We start from the raw sequence: 17,164 nt of genomic DNA on the forward strand, positions 1-17,164 counted from the left end.
TGTCTACCTCCCCATCAACTTGTCTACTTGTAAACCCGTTTACTTGCCAACTTTTCCTTACCTTTGCAGCATGAAGTTCCACCCGTTAGTAATAGACACACCTCTCCCCACCTGCTTCAATAATCCTTTTGATTATGAACCAGACGCACTCTGTCGTGCTGCTGCTGCTCAATTACAGGCTACATTGCCCCCGGCACCTATTGAGGGAAAGATGTATGGCGTATTAGTTGTTGAACATCAAGGACAGATAGGATACCTACAAGCCTATTCAGGACAGATGGAGAAAGGTGGAGAAGACTATGTTCCCGCAGTATTCGACTATCTACAACCAGGAGAATACTTCAAAGTCCACGAGGAAGAAATAACTCTTCTCAACAAGAGAATAGCGCAGTTGAAAGCCTCAACAGTCTATAAGGAGACAAAAAAGAAGCTCTATCAACTTCAGAAAGAGGCGACAGAAGCTATTGAACAAGCACGCAAGACAATGCAAGAAGCTAAACGATTGCGTGAAAAAAGACGTAATGAGAACGCTGTAATAACCGATGTTGAACAAGCTGAAATGATAAGAGAAAGTCAGTTTCTAAAGGCTGAATTGCATCGAACAAAGGTGTTATATACGGAAAAACTCACGGCTGCCAAGGAGAGACTGGCTCACTATCAAGAGAGGATAACAGCGTGGAAAAGAGAGCGAAAGATGAAGTCGGACCACCTACAACAGTGGCTCTTCTCACAGTTCAATTTGCTCAATGCTTGCGGAGAGACGAAGAACTTACTCACAATCTTCCGTGAGTATTATCTAAAGAATAGTCCAGCACGTACAAAGGCTGCACATCTATCGCCAGCCACCGAGAGCCTCGCTCCATCATTACTTCCACCTGCTGGTGCAGGAGAATGTTGTGAACCAAAGCTCTTACAATATGCCTTTCTACACGGATATAAGCCTATCTCAATGGCTATGTTTTGGTGGGGAGCATCACCAAAGACGGAGATTCGACAGCATAGAAACTATTACCCAGCCTGCAACGGGAAGTGTAAACCTATATTAGAATGGATGTTGAAGGGTTTACAAACGCCTTTGTTTGAAGAGAAGATAGTGCCGAGTAATAAGAAAGAAGCTGAACGGATAAAGTTAGAAACACTTTACGAGGATGATTATTTGGCTGTTGTCATAAAGCCATCAGGCTTACTTTCTGTTCCAGGGAAAGGCGATCAACCTTCTGTTTATAGTCTATTAAAGACACGTTGGAGCGGTAAGAGTGATGTATTCATCGTGCATCGATTGGACATGGCGACGAGTGGTTTGCTCGTTGTGGCACGTTCGTTGGAGATTTATAAGGCTTTACAGGCGCAGTTTATACAGCGTTCTGTGAAGAAGACATACGTTGCTTTGCTACCAATAGCTTTTCTCAATAAATCTTTCCCAACATCGGGTAGAATAGAATTGCCGCTTTCCCCCGATGTTAATGACCGCCCACGGCAGTTTGTCGACTATCTATATGGAAAACAAGCAATCACCGATTACCGTGTAATTGGCGAAACCTTATATGGAAAAGAGAATCTACCAGCTGTAAAGATAGAACTCCATCCACTAACAGGACGCACCCATCAATTACGCATCCATTGTGCTCATCCCGATGGATTAGATACACCCATCATTGGTGATAGGCTCTACGGACAACATGCGGAACGCCTTTGGCTACACGCTGAGCACTTAGAGTTTACTCATCCCGTTACTCAAGAAAGAATGACATTCAATGCTCCTTTATAAGAATAAGACAAAAGATAAATTAAAGTGTGACGTAATTATTTAACGTATTTTTAGCCTTTAACGAGGCAAGATATTATGACTCTCTGCTTTTAATAAGCGACATGAGATGATAAATCTTTAGTTTTAAACCGATAAATAATTACAAACATGGAAATGAAAATGAATTTCAAAACAATGATGATGGCAGTATGCTGCCTTGGTGCTACAATGTTCGCTTCTTGCGACAAAGACGACAACAAAGATTCTCACCTGAAGTTTAGTGCTGCTAAAGTTGAGCTTGCACCAGGTGCTACTACCAATGTAACCATTGGCAACGGAGCCCAACCTTTTACAGTAAAGTCAACTGATGATAAGACAGCTACGGTCAAAATCAACAAGAACATTATGACCATTACTGGTGTAAAAGAGGGTAAGGCTTCTATCATCGTTACGGACAAGAACAAGATGACAGGTACTGTTGTGGTAAACGTGGTAAAACCTCTTTCTTTTGACAAGCCACAGGTGACCGTCTCTACCAGCAAAGAGGAAGTGGTTAACATCAAGTCTGGAAAGGCTCCTTATACAGTACAGGTAAAGGATACAAAGATTGCTACAGCCACTGTAAAAGATGCTAAAATTACCATCAAAGGAGTAAAGGCTGGAACAACAACTATCAGTATCCTTGACAAGGATAAGCAAGCAGGAATGATCACTGTTACCGTAAGGTAAACCGAATCTTCTAAATTATAGCAGGACAGGGAAGCTGTTTTACTCACCTTCCCTGTACCTTACAAGGCTAAAGCTTTTCATAAATATTCATACTTTGGTAATATAAATAAGATGGAGGAATCATTATGAGACACATTTTAAGTTATCTTCTCGTTTTAGGAGCAGTGATAGGTTCGTTGTCTTTGCAATCGTGCGAAAACGATGATAATTACGACTATTCCGTCAATTACCCAAATGCACTTGTCACAATCAAGACCAATAGTTCCACAGGACAGATGTATCTCCAGTTGGATGATGAAACTACAGTTCTTCCAACAAACATGAAGACTTCGCCTTATGGAAACAAGGAATTGCGCGCACTAACAAATCTGAAGATTCAAGATGGACAAGGTGGGCACTATTCAAAAAGTGCGTATGTGAATTGGATAGACACCATATTAACAAAGAACATGGTGCGTAGCATGGGGGCTAAGGATGACGAAGTATATGGAAAGGATCCCCTGGAAATAGTCAAGAACTGGACTACATCTGTAGAAGATGGTTACCTCACATTACGCTTCCGCACATATTTCGGCAATGGAACAAAGCATGTCATAAATCTTGTTAAAGGTGCTCAACCTTACGAGGTGATACTCCATCATAACGCCATGGGCGACACGAAAGGATATGTTCGTGATGGACTTGTAGCGTTCCGCCTTAGTGATCTCCCCGACACACAAGGGAAGACTGTTGACTTGACATTGAAATGGCAGTCGTTCTCGGGAGCTAAGAGTGTTCACTTCAAATATAAGAGTCGTAAACAATAGTGATTGCAACGTCTGCTCATAAACACGCATGATCTTACCGGGAAACAACAAAGAACAACATATCATAAGCCTTTTCGCAAAGGGTGATACTCTCGCCATGGATAAACTCTATGGCGAGTATGCAGATTATTTAGCAAAGGTGTGCTTACGATATATTGGCAACCGAGAGGACATGCATGACGTACTGCAAGAAGCATTCATCAGGATCTTCACCAAGATTCATACTTTTGAATATCGAGGAAAAGGGTCTCTGAAAGCCTGGCTCACGAGGATTGTTATTAACGAGTCTCTACACTTTCTCAGAGAGAATGATGCAAGTGCTTTTATTGATAAAGAAGTTGATTTACCTGATGTTGTTGCAGGCGAGCCAGATATAGACAGCCTGTCCATAACGCAGATAACCGATACTATTCTTAAATTACCACCAGGATACAGAACTGTGTTTAACCTGTTTGCCATAGAAGGCAAAAGTCATAAGGATATAGCAGAACTCCTCAATATAAAACCAGACACATCTGCTTCACAATTCCACAAAGCAAGGAACATGCTTGCACGAATGCTAAAACGAAAAGAACAAAACTAATAATGAGGTAAGCAATGAAGGAAGAATGGCTTGACAAATTGCAGACTCGTATTCAACATGAATATGACGTAAAGGCACCAGAAGGTCTACTCGACGACATCAAACGTGAGATGGCACGTCGCGGGGTTACTCCTGCGCATTCTTCTACCCAGAAGCATGCACGTATAATCCCTCTATGGGGCTATCGTGCCGCCTCCGTTGCCGCCATAGTTGTCATTGGCTTGTACCTAGGGTATATACTCGTTGACCATTCCTATTTGCCTAAACAGACAGCAACTACACTTGGAAGCAATACAACACCTGCTTCAAAAGCACAAACCATAAGTTCAAGCATCAACAACCCTACGCCAAGTATCGCCAAACTTGTTGCATCTATCTTCAAAGAGACCCCAAAGCATTTAACGCATCATACTCAACTTGCATACGTCTCCATCAACACGATTGAAGAGGGAATAACAGCCAATGACAAGGTTATTGAAAGTCAGCAAGCGACCAATAACACGGAACAGGAAATACCAGTAACTACTGACAACCATCAACCTACAAAGCAACAGTCACGGGGAAGACAAGGAACAAGCAGCATATCACATACAGGAAACAATACCCATTCGTCTCGATTCAGCTTCGGGACATCCTACAATGCCACCGCTGGGACAACCACCAGTGCTGAACGCCCATTCCTGCCTGTTGCCAATCCATACGGTGACTACAACCCTGTTTTCGCTGGGAATAACATACAAGGAACCGAGGGGGCGAGAACACACACGAAGCATCACCAACCCATTAAATACGGCATATCTGTAAGATACAACATCGATAAGCATTGGAGCGTACAAACAGGTTTAACCTACAGTTACCTTAGTTCGGATTTCTCGCACGGTAACGAGGGCGAGAGACGTGTAGCAGAACAAAAGCTACATTATGTAGGCTTGCCAATAAATGCAAGTTACAGCTTCGTCAAGAAAAACAACTTTAATGTTTATGCCACTGTGGGTGGCGAGGTTGAGAAGCTCGTAAAAGGTGAGTTAAAGCAAGCGGTAGATAGAACCAATCCTGCCCTTTCACCCAACACGACAATCAAAGAGCATCGCCCCGTCTTCTCTGTTAATGCCGCCATTGGTGCAGAATACAAGGTTACAAAGGATGTCAGCGCCTATATAGAGCCTGGAGTTAGCCACCATTTCAACAATGGTAGCGACGTGGAGAATATCTATAAAGCCAAGCCCACCAACCTCAATCTCAATATTGGAATCAGAGTCAACCTAAATAAGTAATGCGTTAAAGAGGCTGAATGATGTCTTCCTCGCTGTAGATCGAATCTCTTTACAGGACCTTCCGAATCTATCCTCATACCTAAAATATAAAAGACTGTTAAGTTCCAGGGCGTAACTGTTAAAAACACTCTTGTCCAAGGGTGTTAAACACCTTTCTAGAATCCTCAAAGTTATCAAAGCAAGTTACTCTGCGTCTTCCTCTATCCTTTCAACTCTAGGAATACCATTCTTCGCTTGTTTTGCATGTGACCTCACCACTAGTGGAACATTCTCTATTAAAACATTACTGGTGTTCAATCCTAAAGAACGGATCATACTTAGTTTCAATCGGTCGATCCATTCATAGGCATCCATGATAAGGCGCTCCTTAAAAGAGAAAGAGGTGAAAGTGGCATAGATCCTATTAATCAGTACAAAGACAAAGTTTCCCATAACATCATGCTTAGCTAATGACGGATAAGATGACGCTAGTGAAAAGCCATCTTTAGCCACCATATCCTCGATTATCTGCCTAAAATAACGATTAACAAGTGGATGAACACGGAATCCTAAACGTAAGTTGATGCGGTAAAGGGCATCAGGAATCAGCATCGTAACATCATATTCCAGTGTTGAAGGGCTGTCCTGATAGTCTATATGCAGCAAGAAATAATGGTCAGCACGCATTGGGTGCTTATTAATTATCGAATAGAGAATCTTCTGTTCGATGTCATATTTACCACCAAGTTTGCTTAGATAGACTATATTCGTGGCATACTTGGGAATAGAATCATCGTTCTTTATATCGGAGATGATACTAAATGATTTGCGAATATCACGTATCTGAATCTGTGCGTTACGAATGGTTGTGGCATTGTACCATACATACATGATGATGATCATCACACTGGCAAGAAGCATGGTAACCCATCCACCATTCATAAACTTTGCCATATTGGCTATAAAGAAGATACTCTCTAACCCCACAAAGACGATGAGGAACAAGGAGATTAGCCAAAGATTTACCCGACGAATAGTAAGATAAGCACTCAAGAGGAAGGTGGTCATGAGCATGGTTATCGTGATAGACAAACCATAAGCAGCCTCCATTCGCTCAGAACTCTCGAAGAAGAGAATGACAATCACACATAGAATGTAGAGTGACATATTGACAAATGGAATATAAAGCTGCCCTTTCACATCAGTAGGATACTTAATCTTCTGACGTGGCCAGAACTTCAAGTTCATCGCTTCACTGAAGATAGTAAACGACCCACTAATCAATGCTTGACTTGCAATGATTGCTGCTATCGTTGCCATGATAATGCCAAAGAAGAGCATGCCGTGGGGCATGATGGCATAAAAAGGGTTCATCCCAGGATTTAAACTATCTGTATGCGCAATTATCCAGGCTCCTTGACCTAGATAGTTGAGGATGAGCATGACTTTAACAAACGCCCAACTGGTTCGGATATTATTGATTCCACAATGTCCTAAGTCGGAGTATAAAGCCTCAGCACCAGTCGTACAAAGGAAAACCGCACCTAAGATTAAGAACCATTCAGGATTACTTGCCAACAAATGAACGGCATGTAAAGGGTTAAAAGCCTGTAAAATGGGGATGTAAGCACCTATATTTGCAGCTCCGAACACACCTAACATTGTGAACCATAGTAACATCAATGGACCAAAAAGTTTACCTATAGCATTTGTACCGAACTGCTGAATAAAGAACAATACGGTGACAATACAAAGGGCAATAGGTACTACTGGGGTCTCTGGCTCATAGACTTTCAAACCTTCAATAGCCGAGAGAACAGTGATAGAAGGTGTTATGACACCATCAGCTATCAGTGTACTGGCTCCGACAATCGCCAAGAGATAGAACCACTTACGACTATGTCGACGTATCAAGGCATACAGAGCCAGTATTCCACCCTCTCCTTTATTATCAGCACAAAGTGCAATTAAGACATACTTAACCGTTGTTTGGAGTGTTAACGTCCATATAATACAGGAGACAGCGCCTATGATATACTCCGCATTAACTGGATTCCCTGCTCTTACTATTGCCTTCATCACATACAAAGGAGATGTTCCTATATCTCCAAAGACAATTCCTAATGTCACAATCACGCCTATCAAACTAAGTTTATGACGTGTTGAATTGTTACAATTGTTATCCTGAGTCATTATAACTAAACTTTAAAACGAGTACAAAGGTAAATAAAATCAGGATAACGACACCATCAACCATTGGCTTTTATCTATATTTCTTTTGCCGTTTACCTTATTTACAGTAACTTTGCAACATATAAATAACAATCAAACATATATGGAAGAAAAGAAATTCAAGCGCACTACTGTTACGGCTGCATTGCCTTATGCCAATGGTGGTGTACATATAGGACACCTTGCAGGTGTATATGTTCCAGCCGACATCTACGTGCGTTATCTTCGTCTAAAGAAGCGTGATGTGATCTTTATCGGTGGTAGTGACGAGCATGGAGTACCTATTACTATTCGTGCAAAGAAGGAAGGTATCACTCCTCAAGATGTATGTGATCGCTATCATAAACTGATCAAAGACTCCTTTGAAGAGTTCGGAATATCATTCGATATATATAGTCGCACAACAAGTAAAACGCACAACAAGTTCGCTTCAGACTTCTTCCGTAAGTTATATGATGATGGTAAACTCATCGAGCAAGAGAGTGAGCAATATTACGACGAAGAGGCTCATCAGTTCTTGGCAGATCGCTATATCATGGGAGAATGCCCTCATTGTGGTAACCCCAACGCGTATGGTGACCAATGCGAGAAGTGTGGTAGCGACCTTAGTCCTATGGAATTGAAGAATCCTCACTCTACTATCTCTGGCTCACAACCTGTTATCAAGAAGACAAAGAACTGGTACTTGCCCCTGAACAATTACCAAGAATGGTTGAAGCAGTGGATTCTCGAGGATCATAAAGAGTGGCGTCCAAACGTTTACGGACAGTGTAAGAGCTGGCTGGATATGGACTTGCAACCTCGTGCTATGACCCGTGACCTCGACTGGGGAATCCCTGTTCCTGTAAAAGGAGCTGAAGGCAAGGTCTTATATGTTTGGTTTGATGCACCTATCGGATACATCTCAAATACGAAAGAATTATGCGATAGCGATCCAGAACACTTTGGCAACTGGCAGAAATGGTGGCAAGATCCAGAGACAAGATTGGTTCACTTCATCGGAAAGGACAACATTGTCTTCCATTGCCTCATCTTCCCAACGATGTTGAAAGCCCACGGCGATTACATACTACCCGACAATGTACCTGCAAATGAGTTCTTGAACCTTGAGGACAATAAGATTTCTACAAGCAAGAACTGGGCTGTTTGGCTTCATGAATACCTTCGCGACTTTGAAGGGAAGCAGGATGTTCTGCGTTACGTATTGACTGCCAATGCTCCAGAAACTAAGGATAACAACTTCACATGGAAAGACTTTCAAGAGCGCAACAACTCTGAGCTCGTCGCTGTCTATGGTAACTTTGTGAACCGAGCATTGCAGTTAACGAAGAAGTATTGGAATGGTATCGTACCAGCTTGCGGTGAATTACAGGAAGTGGATCGCCTAACTATACAAGAGTTTAAGGATGTCAAGGCAAAAGTAGAGGCTTATCTCGAAGTATTCAAGTTCCGTGAGGCACAGAAGGAAGCGATGAACCTTGGGCGTATCGGTAATAAATACATCACAGAATGTGAGCCATGGAAGGTTTGGAAGACTGATCCTAAGCGTGTAGAGACAATTCTCTATATCTCACTTCAGCTCGTTGCAAACCTCAGTATCGCCTTCGAACCATTCTTGCCATTCTCTAGTAAGAAGCTACGCGAACTCATTAATATGACGGAGTACGACTGGAGAGAACTCGGTTCAACCGATCTCCTCCCTGCAGGTAAACAGCTGGCAGAACCAGAACTCCTCTTCGAGAAGATTGATGACGAGGCTATCGAGGCACAGCTCCACAAGCTAGAAGAGACCAAGAAAGCCAATGAAGCCGCATCATATAAGGCTGAACCAATTAAGAAGGAGATACCTTTCGAAGACTTCGAGAAGCTCGATATCCGTGTAGGACATATCATCAAGTGCGAGAAAGTGAAGAAGAGTAAGAAGCTCCTAAAGTTCACTATCGACGATGGTTCAGGTGTTGAGCGCACCATCCTTAGCGGTATCGCAGCCTATTATGAGCCAGAGCAACTCACAGGTAAGGACGTTCTCTTCGTTGCTAACTTTGCTCCTCGTAAAATGATGGGCATCGAGAGTCAAGGAATGATCCTCTCTGCCGTTAACTTCGACGGCTCACTCACGGTTACTACAACCATGGGCGAGGTGAAACCAGGTAGCCAGATAGGATAGGAGAAAGCCTCCTCCCTACCCTTTCTCATAAAGGGTAAAACGAGCAAATGCCCTCTTTTGTTTCCTATACCATAAGGTTATGAAGCAAAAGAGGGCATTCTTTATCCAGTATTTCCCTCACAGAAGAGGAGTGGCTAAGCCTGAGGCTACTCAATCCTCACACTCTTTCCATCCTTATAACAAGCGATGGTGCGGTTACCTTTCTTATATATATCCTCATTGCCGGGCATATCCAACGTAAAGCCAGCAGCCTTGACTTGAGCTACAAGGTTATCGTATGCAGGCTGATTGAATACTGCGATAATCATTGCGCCATCCTTGAAAGCAATGTAACTAGACACACCCTTACGCATTGACTTTGGATAGTCCTCATACTTATCAGCAGTGAGGAGCTTTGCTAAAGCACAATTCTTATAATACATCTTAGTGAACTTATCGAGTCGATAAACCTCATAATTCGTTTTCAGCTTATAGCCATACTTCTTGGTAATAGCAGCCGTCTTATCTGGATTCTGGAACATCTCCAGTGCCTCAGCTATACTGATTACGTCCTTTATGGGTTCAACACTTACAACCGTATCAGTAGTTACGGGCTTCGAAGTGGGCTGCGTTGCATTTTGCTGCGTACCACAACTACTAAAACTAAAGACTGCCACAACAAGGGCAATTGCTATCCATACATTCTTCTTCATAATCATTCCTTATTTTATCGTATTGATTCTTTCATGTTTAACTGACGATAAACACTATTCTATTTCCCGATTATCTCCTGCATTTCTTGCCTCACCTCGGCAGCCGTAACAGTATGCAATGAGCCTTCTTCCACCTCCAACAGGCAATCAGCAAAGCGCACAGCCAATTCCAAATCATGTGTAGAAAGCACGATGAGTTTATCTTTCTCATGCGCCATGGAGCGTAACAACTGAAAGGTCTCTGCCTTAGAAGGGAAATCAAGAAAGGCAGTTGGCTCATCAAGGAGTATGATGGGCGTCCCTTGTGCAAGTGCCTTTGCAATCATCACCTTTTGTCGCTCGCCATCAGAAAGCGTCTGAATCATCCTATGTCGAAGTGGCTCTATCCCCACAGAGCGGATAGCATCATTGACAACTGCACAATCTCTAGCACGCAACTTACCAAAGAAACCTGTGTAAGGGGAACGCCCCAACCCGATAACTTCTGCCACTGTCAGATTCTGCACATCAGGTTTCTGTGTCAGGACAATGCTTATCTTTCGTGCCAATGCTTGCTGTGTAAAGGTCTCTATGCCTTGCCCATCTAATAGCAGGTCGCCCGATAGCTTTGGAAGAAAGCCTGTCAACGTCTTTAGGAGCGTAGACTTACCGATACCATTCCGACCTATTAAGCAATGTAATTGACCACTTTGCAACTCTACATTCACATCAGAAACAAGTGCTTGCGAAGCCGTATAGCCTACTGAGAGATGTGACAGGGAGATCTTCATAACGCTGTCAGACAAAGAACATCACCAGCACTTGGGCTATGATCACACGAATAAACATACCCAAAGGATAAACGGTTGCATAACTGATGTTGCTTGTTTCGCCATTAACGGTATCGTTGGCATAACCCAATGCCATTGGGTTTGCCATCGAGCCACATAGGATTCCACAGATAGTACCAAAGTCGAACTTCTTCATACGGAGCGCAACAACACCCACAATAATCACTGGCAGTACCGTAAGGACAAATCCTAAGCCTATCCAAAGTAAGCCTTCTGGACGCACAACCGTTGCTAAGAAGTCCTTACCTGCATCCAAACCGAGGCATGCAAGATAAAGGGCTAGTCCTAACTTACGCAACATCAACGATGCACTTCGGGTGGCGTAAGCGATGAAGTGGAAACGAGGACCGAATGCGCCGATGAGGATTCCCATGATAATAGGACCTCCTGCAATTCCTAAATGGATGGGCGAATCCATACCAGGGAGCGTGAATGGGATTGTTCCTAACGCCAAACCGAGCAGCATACCAAGGAAGATTATAGCCAAGTTAGGCTCATTGAGCGTCTTAACAGAGTTACCCAAGAACTTCTCTGCATGGTCGATTGCTTCTGGCTGACCCACTAATGTGAGGCGATCACCATAGCGCAAGACAAGATCTTCCGTCGCCAAGAGCTTGATATCACTACGGAGAACACGACTAACATTGACGTTATAAGCATCACGAAGGTGCAACTGACCAAGTCGCTTACCATTAAGAACGCTCTTTGACAATACTATCACGCGGCTCTCCACCTTAGAATCGAGGTGGTTCCAGTCTACTTGTTCCTTATTCAAGTCACGCTCCACACGCTTACCAAAGAGCAATTCCATCGCTGGCACTTCCTCTTTCTTCGTTGCCACAAGGAGGTTATCATTCGTCTTGAGTTCGGTTGTGCCCTTCGGTACAATCACTTCATCACCACGCCAAATGCGCGAGATAATAAACTTGCGATGCGTGCCCTGCGCTATGTCTGCAATGTACTTACCATTGATAGCAGGGTTGACTACAACGAATTGACCAATAAAGGTATGGTCATCGCTGCTACTACTCTTCACCTCCAAATCGCTGGGCTTGACAAAGAACTTACGGATGAATATCATTGCAAAGATAACACCTACAACACCGAGTGGATAGGTAACAGCCGTTGCCAAAGCTGCTCTAGCACCGCTCACACCCACATGCTGCAACGCTTGCTGACCCGCACCGAGAGCCGGCGTATTCGTGGTTGCACCGCAAAGAATACCTATCATATCCGACATGGGCACCTTCATGATATACGTAAGAGCTATTGCCATTGCCGTACCAAGAATGATAACTGCCAGAGACCAGATATTAAACGAGGTTCCCTCATGCCTGAAGGAACCAAAGAAGTTAGGTCCCACGTGCAAGCCTAAGGTATAAACGAAGATAACCAAGCCGAACGTCTCACAATAGTTGAGCATTTGGTCGTCTACCTTCAAGCCGAGACTTCCCGCAGCGATACCAACGAAGAATACAAAGGCAACGCCTAACGAGATACCAGCAAACTTTATCTTACCCAAGCCGAGACCAACAGCACAAATGAGCGATATAACTACTACGCCTTGAAGCGCTGAAGGAATGGAGAAGAGTCCATTGATCCAATCCATATTATCGTTGTTTAGTTGTTATCCTTTATAATAATCCTAAGTATTGCTCCAAAGGGATTCCCCTGTTCTTATCCTCGTTATCCTTATTACGATCTATCAGTGCGTAAACGCCGTCCATCGCCTTTTGTGTACTCGGGATGAGCAGTTCGCCATCCAGCAAGTGACCAATAAGAATAGCTGAGAAGATATCGCCTGTCCCTGGGAAATGGACGGGGATTTCGGTATAAGGGAGACTGAAATACTTATCTGTTACATGATTATACCCCGCAACGGAAGGCGTACCATCAATAAGAATGGAAGTGATTAATGCCGACTTCGTACCAATCAAACGCAAGCCATCGAGCAAACGCTTCGCCTCATCGAAGTCTACTCCATCTGTATTAAACTTGCTCGATGTGAGGTAACAAGCCTCCGTGTAATTAGGGAAAGTGAGGTCAGCAACGCTTATCATCTCACGCATTGAGTTGATAGTAGCAGCCGTCACACCATTATAGAGCTTCCCTTCATCGCCCATTATCGGGTCAACAAAGATGGTTGTGCCTCGTGCAGCTTGCTCACGACAATAGGCTGAAACTAATTGTGCCTGACGCTCTGATGCTATAAAGCCCGTCGCTATCGCATCGAAACTGAAACCTAATTCTTTCCAAACAGGGAATACATCCTTGATATAATCAGTTGTCTCTAAGATCTTAAACTTACCATAGTCGAGCGTATTTGAGACCAATGCCGTAGGGAGGTTATACACGGGATGCCCCAAATAAGACAAGATAGGCAGCATTGCGGCTGTAGCCACTTTGCCATATCCTGCCATATCATTGATAAGAAGTATATGTTTCTTACTCATTAATTATGTTGGTTTAATGGACTACAAAGGTAGTGTAAACCGCATGAACAGCAAAATAAAAAGTGATAAAACACGTGTTGGTACGAGTTGACGAGTGAATGAGTTGACAAGTGCACAAGTAGTTAGTTCCGTTTCCGTAACAGGTTCGCCCAGCTTTTCTCACCTGTTTGCGAATCGTTTCCCACCTGTTCCTGCATCCTTTATCACCTGTTCCAGCATTCTTTATCACCGGTTCTCCATTTCTTTCTAACGTGTTGCGCATCATTTATACACGCATATAAAGTTAGTCTCATCGTGATGAGACACAAGTTTCATCATGATGAGACACTAGTTTCACCATGGTGACACAATATTATCACCATGGTGAGAAAATATTTTCACCATGGTGATAATAAGAAAAGATACGGATAAAAAAGACGCAAGACACATGGGAAAGGAACAAGAAACAGGTGAGAAAGAATGCGGAAACCTATTGGACGAAGAGCGCAAACAGGGATCTAACTGCGATAGAACAGGTTTGTAATAGTGTTGAAACATACTAAACGGGGGAAATGAAACAGCCCGCTACCAAAGGGTAACGGGCTGCTTATATATATAAGGTGTAAACTTTATCCGTTTTTGACCTATTGCTTAGGCCTCTACAGGAGCTTCTGCAAGTTCGCGTGAACGCTTTTCAATCTTCTTACCTAATACGAGGTAAGCAACTGGAGATGCGATGAAGATTGAACTCAAAGTACCGATGATGATACCAATAATCATTGCGAATGAGAAGCTACGGATGCTATCACCACCGAGGATGAAGATAGATACGAGCACAATCAATGTAGAGACTGACGTATTGATAGTACGTGAGAGGGTCTGATTGATAGAGTCGTTAAATATCTTCTGAATATCTGCCTTGGCAAGATTATGCTTATGTTTGCGCAGGTTCTCACGGATACGGTCATATACAACCACCGTATCGTTGATATCGTAACCGATAACGGTCAAGATGGCACCAATAAATGTCTGGTCGATCTCAAGAGAGAAGCCTATCCATCCATAACATAACGAGAAGCAACCGATAACGATAGTGGTATCGAGGACAAGTCCTACTATTGAACCAACAGAGAAACCGATATTGCGGAATCGTAAGAGGATGTAGAGGAAGATGAAGAAGATAGCCAGCAAGACGCTCATGAACGCATTGTAAGTAATGTTCTTTGCGATAGAAGGACCCACCTTTGCGCTCTGGATGATTGAACCACCCTCACGGATGTCTGGGTTCTTGAAGTTCGCTACATTTGTCTGACTAACGAATCCGCCCTTCTTCAACGCATTGTAGAGAATAGTCTCTGCTTTGTCGTCTTCCATTGGGTCGTTAGAATCGATATTGTAGTTGGTTGAGATACGAACAGTCTTCCCGTCTGTACCAAGCGCAATGACGCTGGTTGTAGCTGGCTTACCTGCGTTTTCGCCTACAGTATTGATGAAAGCACCGGTCATCACCTTACGAACATCCTCAACTTGTGTAGGCTTGTTCAGTGTGACAACATAGTTACGACCACCTGTGAAGTCGATACTACGGCTCAAACCACGTACTACGAAACTACCGATACATACCAATACTGCAATGCCCCAGATCGCAAAGGTCGTCTTATACATACTAAGGAAGTGGTGGCTCTTATTCTGCATGAAGTTCTTAGAGAGACCTGTTGTAAAGGTCAGATTCAACCACTTATCCTTACCAACGCGGTTCTCGAATATGATACGTGTGAGGAATACGGCGGTGAAGAAAGAGATTACAAGACCGATGATCCATGTTGTTGCGAAACCACGGATAGGACCTGTACCTGTGACAAGGAGGATAACACCTGTGATGAGTGAGGTGAGGTTAGAGTCGAAGATAGCAGAGAATGCGTTACTGTAACCTTCCTTCAAGGCTTGCTTCATACCCTTGCCAAGTTTCAGCTCTTCCTTGATACGCTCATAGATAAGCACGTTAGCGTCCACGGCTGTACCCAAAGTCAATACGATACCGGCAATACCTGGCATGGTCAATGCCGACTGGAAAGATGCGAGGACACCCAAGGTGAAGAAGAGGTTGGCAAGCAATGCCAAGTTAGCCATCATACCTGGGATGAAATTATACATCAGAATCATGTAGAGCATTAGCAATACAAAGGCGATTGCGAATGATACAAGACCTTGATGGATGGACTGCGCACCCAATGTAGGACCTACGACTTCCTCCTGTACAATCTTAGCAGGTGCAGGCATACGACCTGACTTCAATGTGTTTGCTAAGTCTTTTGTATCCTCAATCGTGAAGTTACCAGAGATAGATGACTGACCACCTGTAATCTCACCGTCAACACGTGGAGCTGAGTAAACAACGCCATCGAGTACGATTGCGATTGCCTTACCTACATTTGCCTTTGTCAAAGCAGCCCACTCACGAGCACCTTCTGAGTTCATTGTCATGCTAACCTGAGGACGACCGAATTGGTCGAACTGGTCTTTAGCATCTGTAACAACATCACCTTCCAATGGTGCACGACCGTCAGAGGTTGTGACCTTTAAGGCGTGAAGTGCATATACATTCTTCTGCTGTAAGCCTTCAGCTGGCTTAGCACTCCAAAGGAGTTTCAAGTTGCTAGGCAATACTTGCTTTGCGAGCTGACTATGGATGAGCTTATTGATAGCAGCTGTATCACGCACATTTGCATAACCTACGAGGCTCAAGCCTTCGCCTGGCACTGTCTGTAACATTGAGAGTAATGGGTGTTGCTTCTTAGCAGCTACCAAAGCTGCTGACTCTGTTGATGTAGCTGCATTCTTACCTGCATTCAATGTTAGTTTAGCGTCTTTGTTAGCCTTTACAGCCTTTGTAGAATCCTTTGCTGTAGCATCGCTCTTTGAATCACCATTGGCTAAACGCTGGTCGAGCTGGGCTAGGTAAGGTGCAACCTCCTGGCTGTTATAAGTCTCCCAGAACTCTAGATTAGCTGAACCCTGAAGCAGTTTACGCATACGCTCAGGCTCACGAATACCAGGCATTTCAACCATCAAGCGACCTTCCTGACCTTCCAACTTCTGGATGTTAGGCTGAACTACGCCGTACTGGTCAATACGATTGGTAACAACGTTGTAAGAGTTATCGATGGCTGAAGCAACTTCCTCACGGAGAGCCTTCTCAACATCTGCATCAGAACTCTGTGTTGTAACCTTGCCTTTCAACTGTTGTGTTGCAAAGACTTCTGCCAGCTTATGGCCTGGAGCTACCTTATGATAAGCATCAATGAAGAGGCTGATAAAGTCCTTCTGACTTGTCATCTCTTCCTCTTTTGCTTCCGCCATAGCCTTCTGATAAGCAACATCCTGCTTGTGGTCAGCCAATACATCAACAACGTCAGGTACTGAAATCTCAAGTACAACGTTCATACCACCTTTCAAGTCAAGACCTAGACCGATCTGTGTTTCAAGGCACTTCTGGTAAGAGTAGATACCCAAATACTTAACAGAATCTTTATAATCCTGTCGCGCAATAGGGTCTTTAATCTCCGCTGCCTTGCTATCGTAGTAGCTTGTCGCCACTGAGAAAGACAGGTAGAAGATACTTGCGAGCGTCAACAAGACAGATACGCAAATTACTAATCCTTTGTTTTGCATTTTATTTGATTGTATTTAATT

At 43.6% G+C, this 17,164-nt stretch carries 12 protein-coding genes; 6 read left to right on the forward strand and 6 right to left on the reverse strand.

Annotated features, from left to right (window positions below; translation table 11 throughout):
- Positions 1-70 precede the first annotated feature (70 nt).
- The 5 genes from D464_RS0108190 (at position 71) to D464_RS0108210 (ending at position 5,139) form a co-directional block, all read left to right on the forward strand.
- A complete protein-coding gene (locus tag D464_RS0108190) occupies positions 71-1,768 on the forward strand; it encodes an RluA family pseudouridine synthase (protein ID WP_018910974.1) in 1,698 nt (565 codons plus the stop codon).
- A 147-nt stretch (positions 1,769-1,915) separates the two neighbouring features.
- Positions 1,916-2,476, forward strand: a complete 561-nt coding sequence (locus D464_RS0108195) for a pilus assembly protein N-terminal domain-containing protein (protein ID WP_018910975.1) — start codon at positions 1,916-1,918, stop codon at positions 2,474-2,476.
- Between the two features lie 125 nt (positions 2,477-2,601).
- Positions 2,602-3,282 (forward strand): NigD1/NigD2 family lipoprotein, encoded by a 681-nt coding sequence (locus D464_RS0108200; protein WP_018910976.1) that lies wholly within the window; start codon positions 2,602-2,604, stop codon positions 3,280-3,282.
- Between the two features lie 28 nt (positions 3,283-3,310).
- Positions 3,311-3,865, forward strand: coding sequence for an RNA polymerase sigma factor (locus tag D464_RS0108205; protein WP_004384590.1), 555 nt, complete (start codon positions 3,311-3,313; stop codon positions 3,863-3,865).
- A gap of 14 nt (positions 3,866-3,879) precedes the next feature.
- The gene (locus D464_RS0108210) at positions 3,880-5,139 is read left to right on the forward strand and encodes a porin family protein (protein ID WP_018910977.1); all 1,260 of its coding nucleotides are present in this window, start codon (positions 3,880-3,882) and stop codon (positions 5,137-5,139) included.
- 183 nt (positions 5,140-5,322) lie between these two features.
- On the opposite strand, the gene D464_RS0108215 is transcribed toward D464_RS0108210, so the two are convergent.
- Positions 5,323-7,311: a KUP/HAK/KT family potassium transporter gene (locus D464_RS0108215; RefSeq protein WP_018910978.1), complete on the reverse strand. Its 1,989-nt coding sequence runs from the start codon at positions 7,309-7,311 to the stop codon at positions 5,323-5,325.
- A gap of 142 nt (positions 7,312-7,453) precedes the next feature.
- On the opposite strand from D464_RS0108215, the gene metG reads away from it, so the two are divergent.
- Positions 7,454-9,517, forward strand: coding sequence for a methionine--tRNA ligase (metG, locus tag D464_RS0108220; RefSeq protein ID WP_018910979.1), 2,064 nt, complete (start codon positions 7,454-7,456; stop codon positions 9,515-9,517).
- A gap of 146 nt (positions 9,518-9,663) precedes the next feature.
- Here the strand turns inward: metG and D464_RS0108225 are convergent, their stop codons facing one another.
- The 5 genes from D464_RS0108225 to secDF all read right to left on the reverse strand — a co-directional run bounded on the left by D464_RS0108225 (position 9,664) and on the right by secDF (position 17,143).
- A complete protein-coding gene (locus tag D464_RS0108225; protein WP_024985891.1) occupies positions 9,664-10,209 on the reverse strand; it encodes a hypothetical protein in 546 nt (181 codons plus the stop codon).
- Positions 10,210-10,268: 59 nt separating this feature from the next.
- Positions 10,269-10,979: an ABC transporter ATP-binding protein gene (locus D464_RS0108230; protein ID WP_018910981.1), complete on the reverse strand. Its 711-nt coding sequence runs from the start codon at positions 10,977-10,979 to the stop codon at positions 10,269-10,271.
- 7 nt (positions 10,980-10,986) lie between these two features.
- The gene (locus D464_RS0108235; protein ID WP_018910982.1) at positions 10,987-12,648 is read right to left on the reverse strand and encodes a putative transporter; all 1,662 of its coding nucleotides are present in this window, start codon (positions 12,646-12,648) and stop codon (positions 10,987-10,989) included.
- Between the two features lie 25 nt (positions 12,649-12,673).
- On the reverse strand, positions 12,674-13,492 hold the full coding sequence (locus D464_RS0108240; RefSeq protein WP_018910983.1) for a bifunctional hydroxymethylpyrimidine kinase/phosphomethylpyrimidine kinase: 819 nt from the start codon (positions 13,490-13,492) through the stop codon (positions 12,674-12,676).
- 630 nt (positions 13,493-14,122) lie between these two features.
- On the reverse strand, positions 14,123-17,143 hold the full coding sequence (gene secDF, locus D464_RS0108250; protein WP_018910985.1) for a protein translocase subunit SecDF: 3,021 nt from the start codon (positions 17,141-17,143) through the stop codon (positions 14,123-14,125).
- Positions 17,144-17,164: the final 21 nt, after the last annotated feature.

Origin of the sequence: Prevotella veroralis DSM 19559 = JCM 6290, from assembly GCF_000377625.1 — a bacterium.
In the GTDB taxonomy this organism is placed as follows: domain Bacteria; phylum Bacteroidota; class Bacteroidia; order Bacteroidales; family Bacteroidaceae; genus Prevotella; species Prevotella veroralis.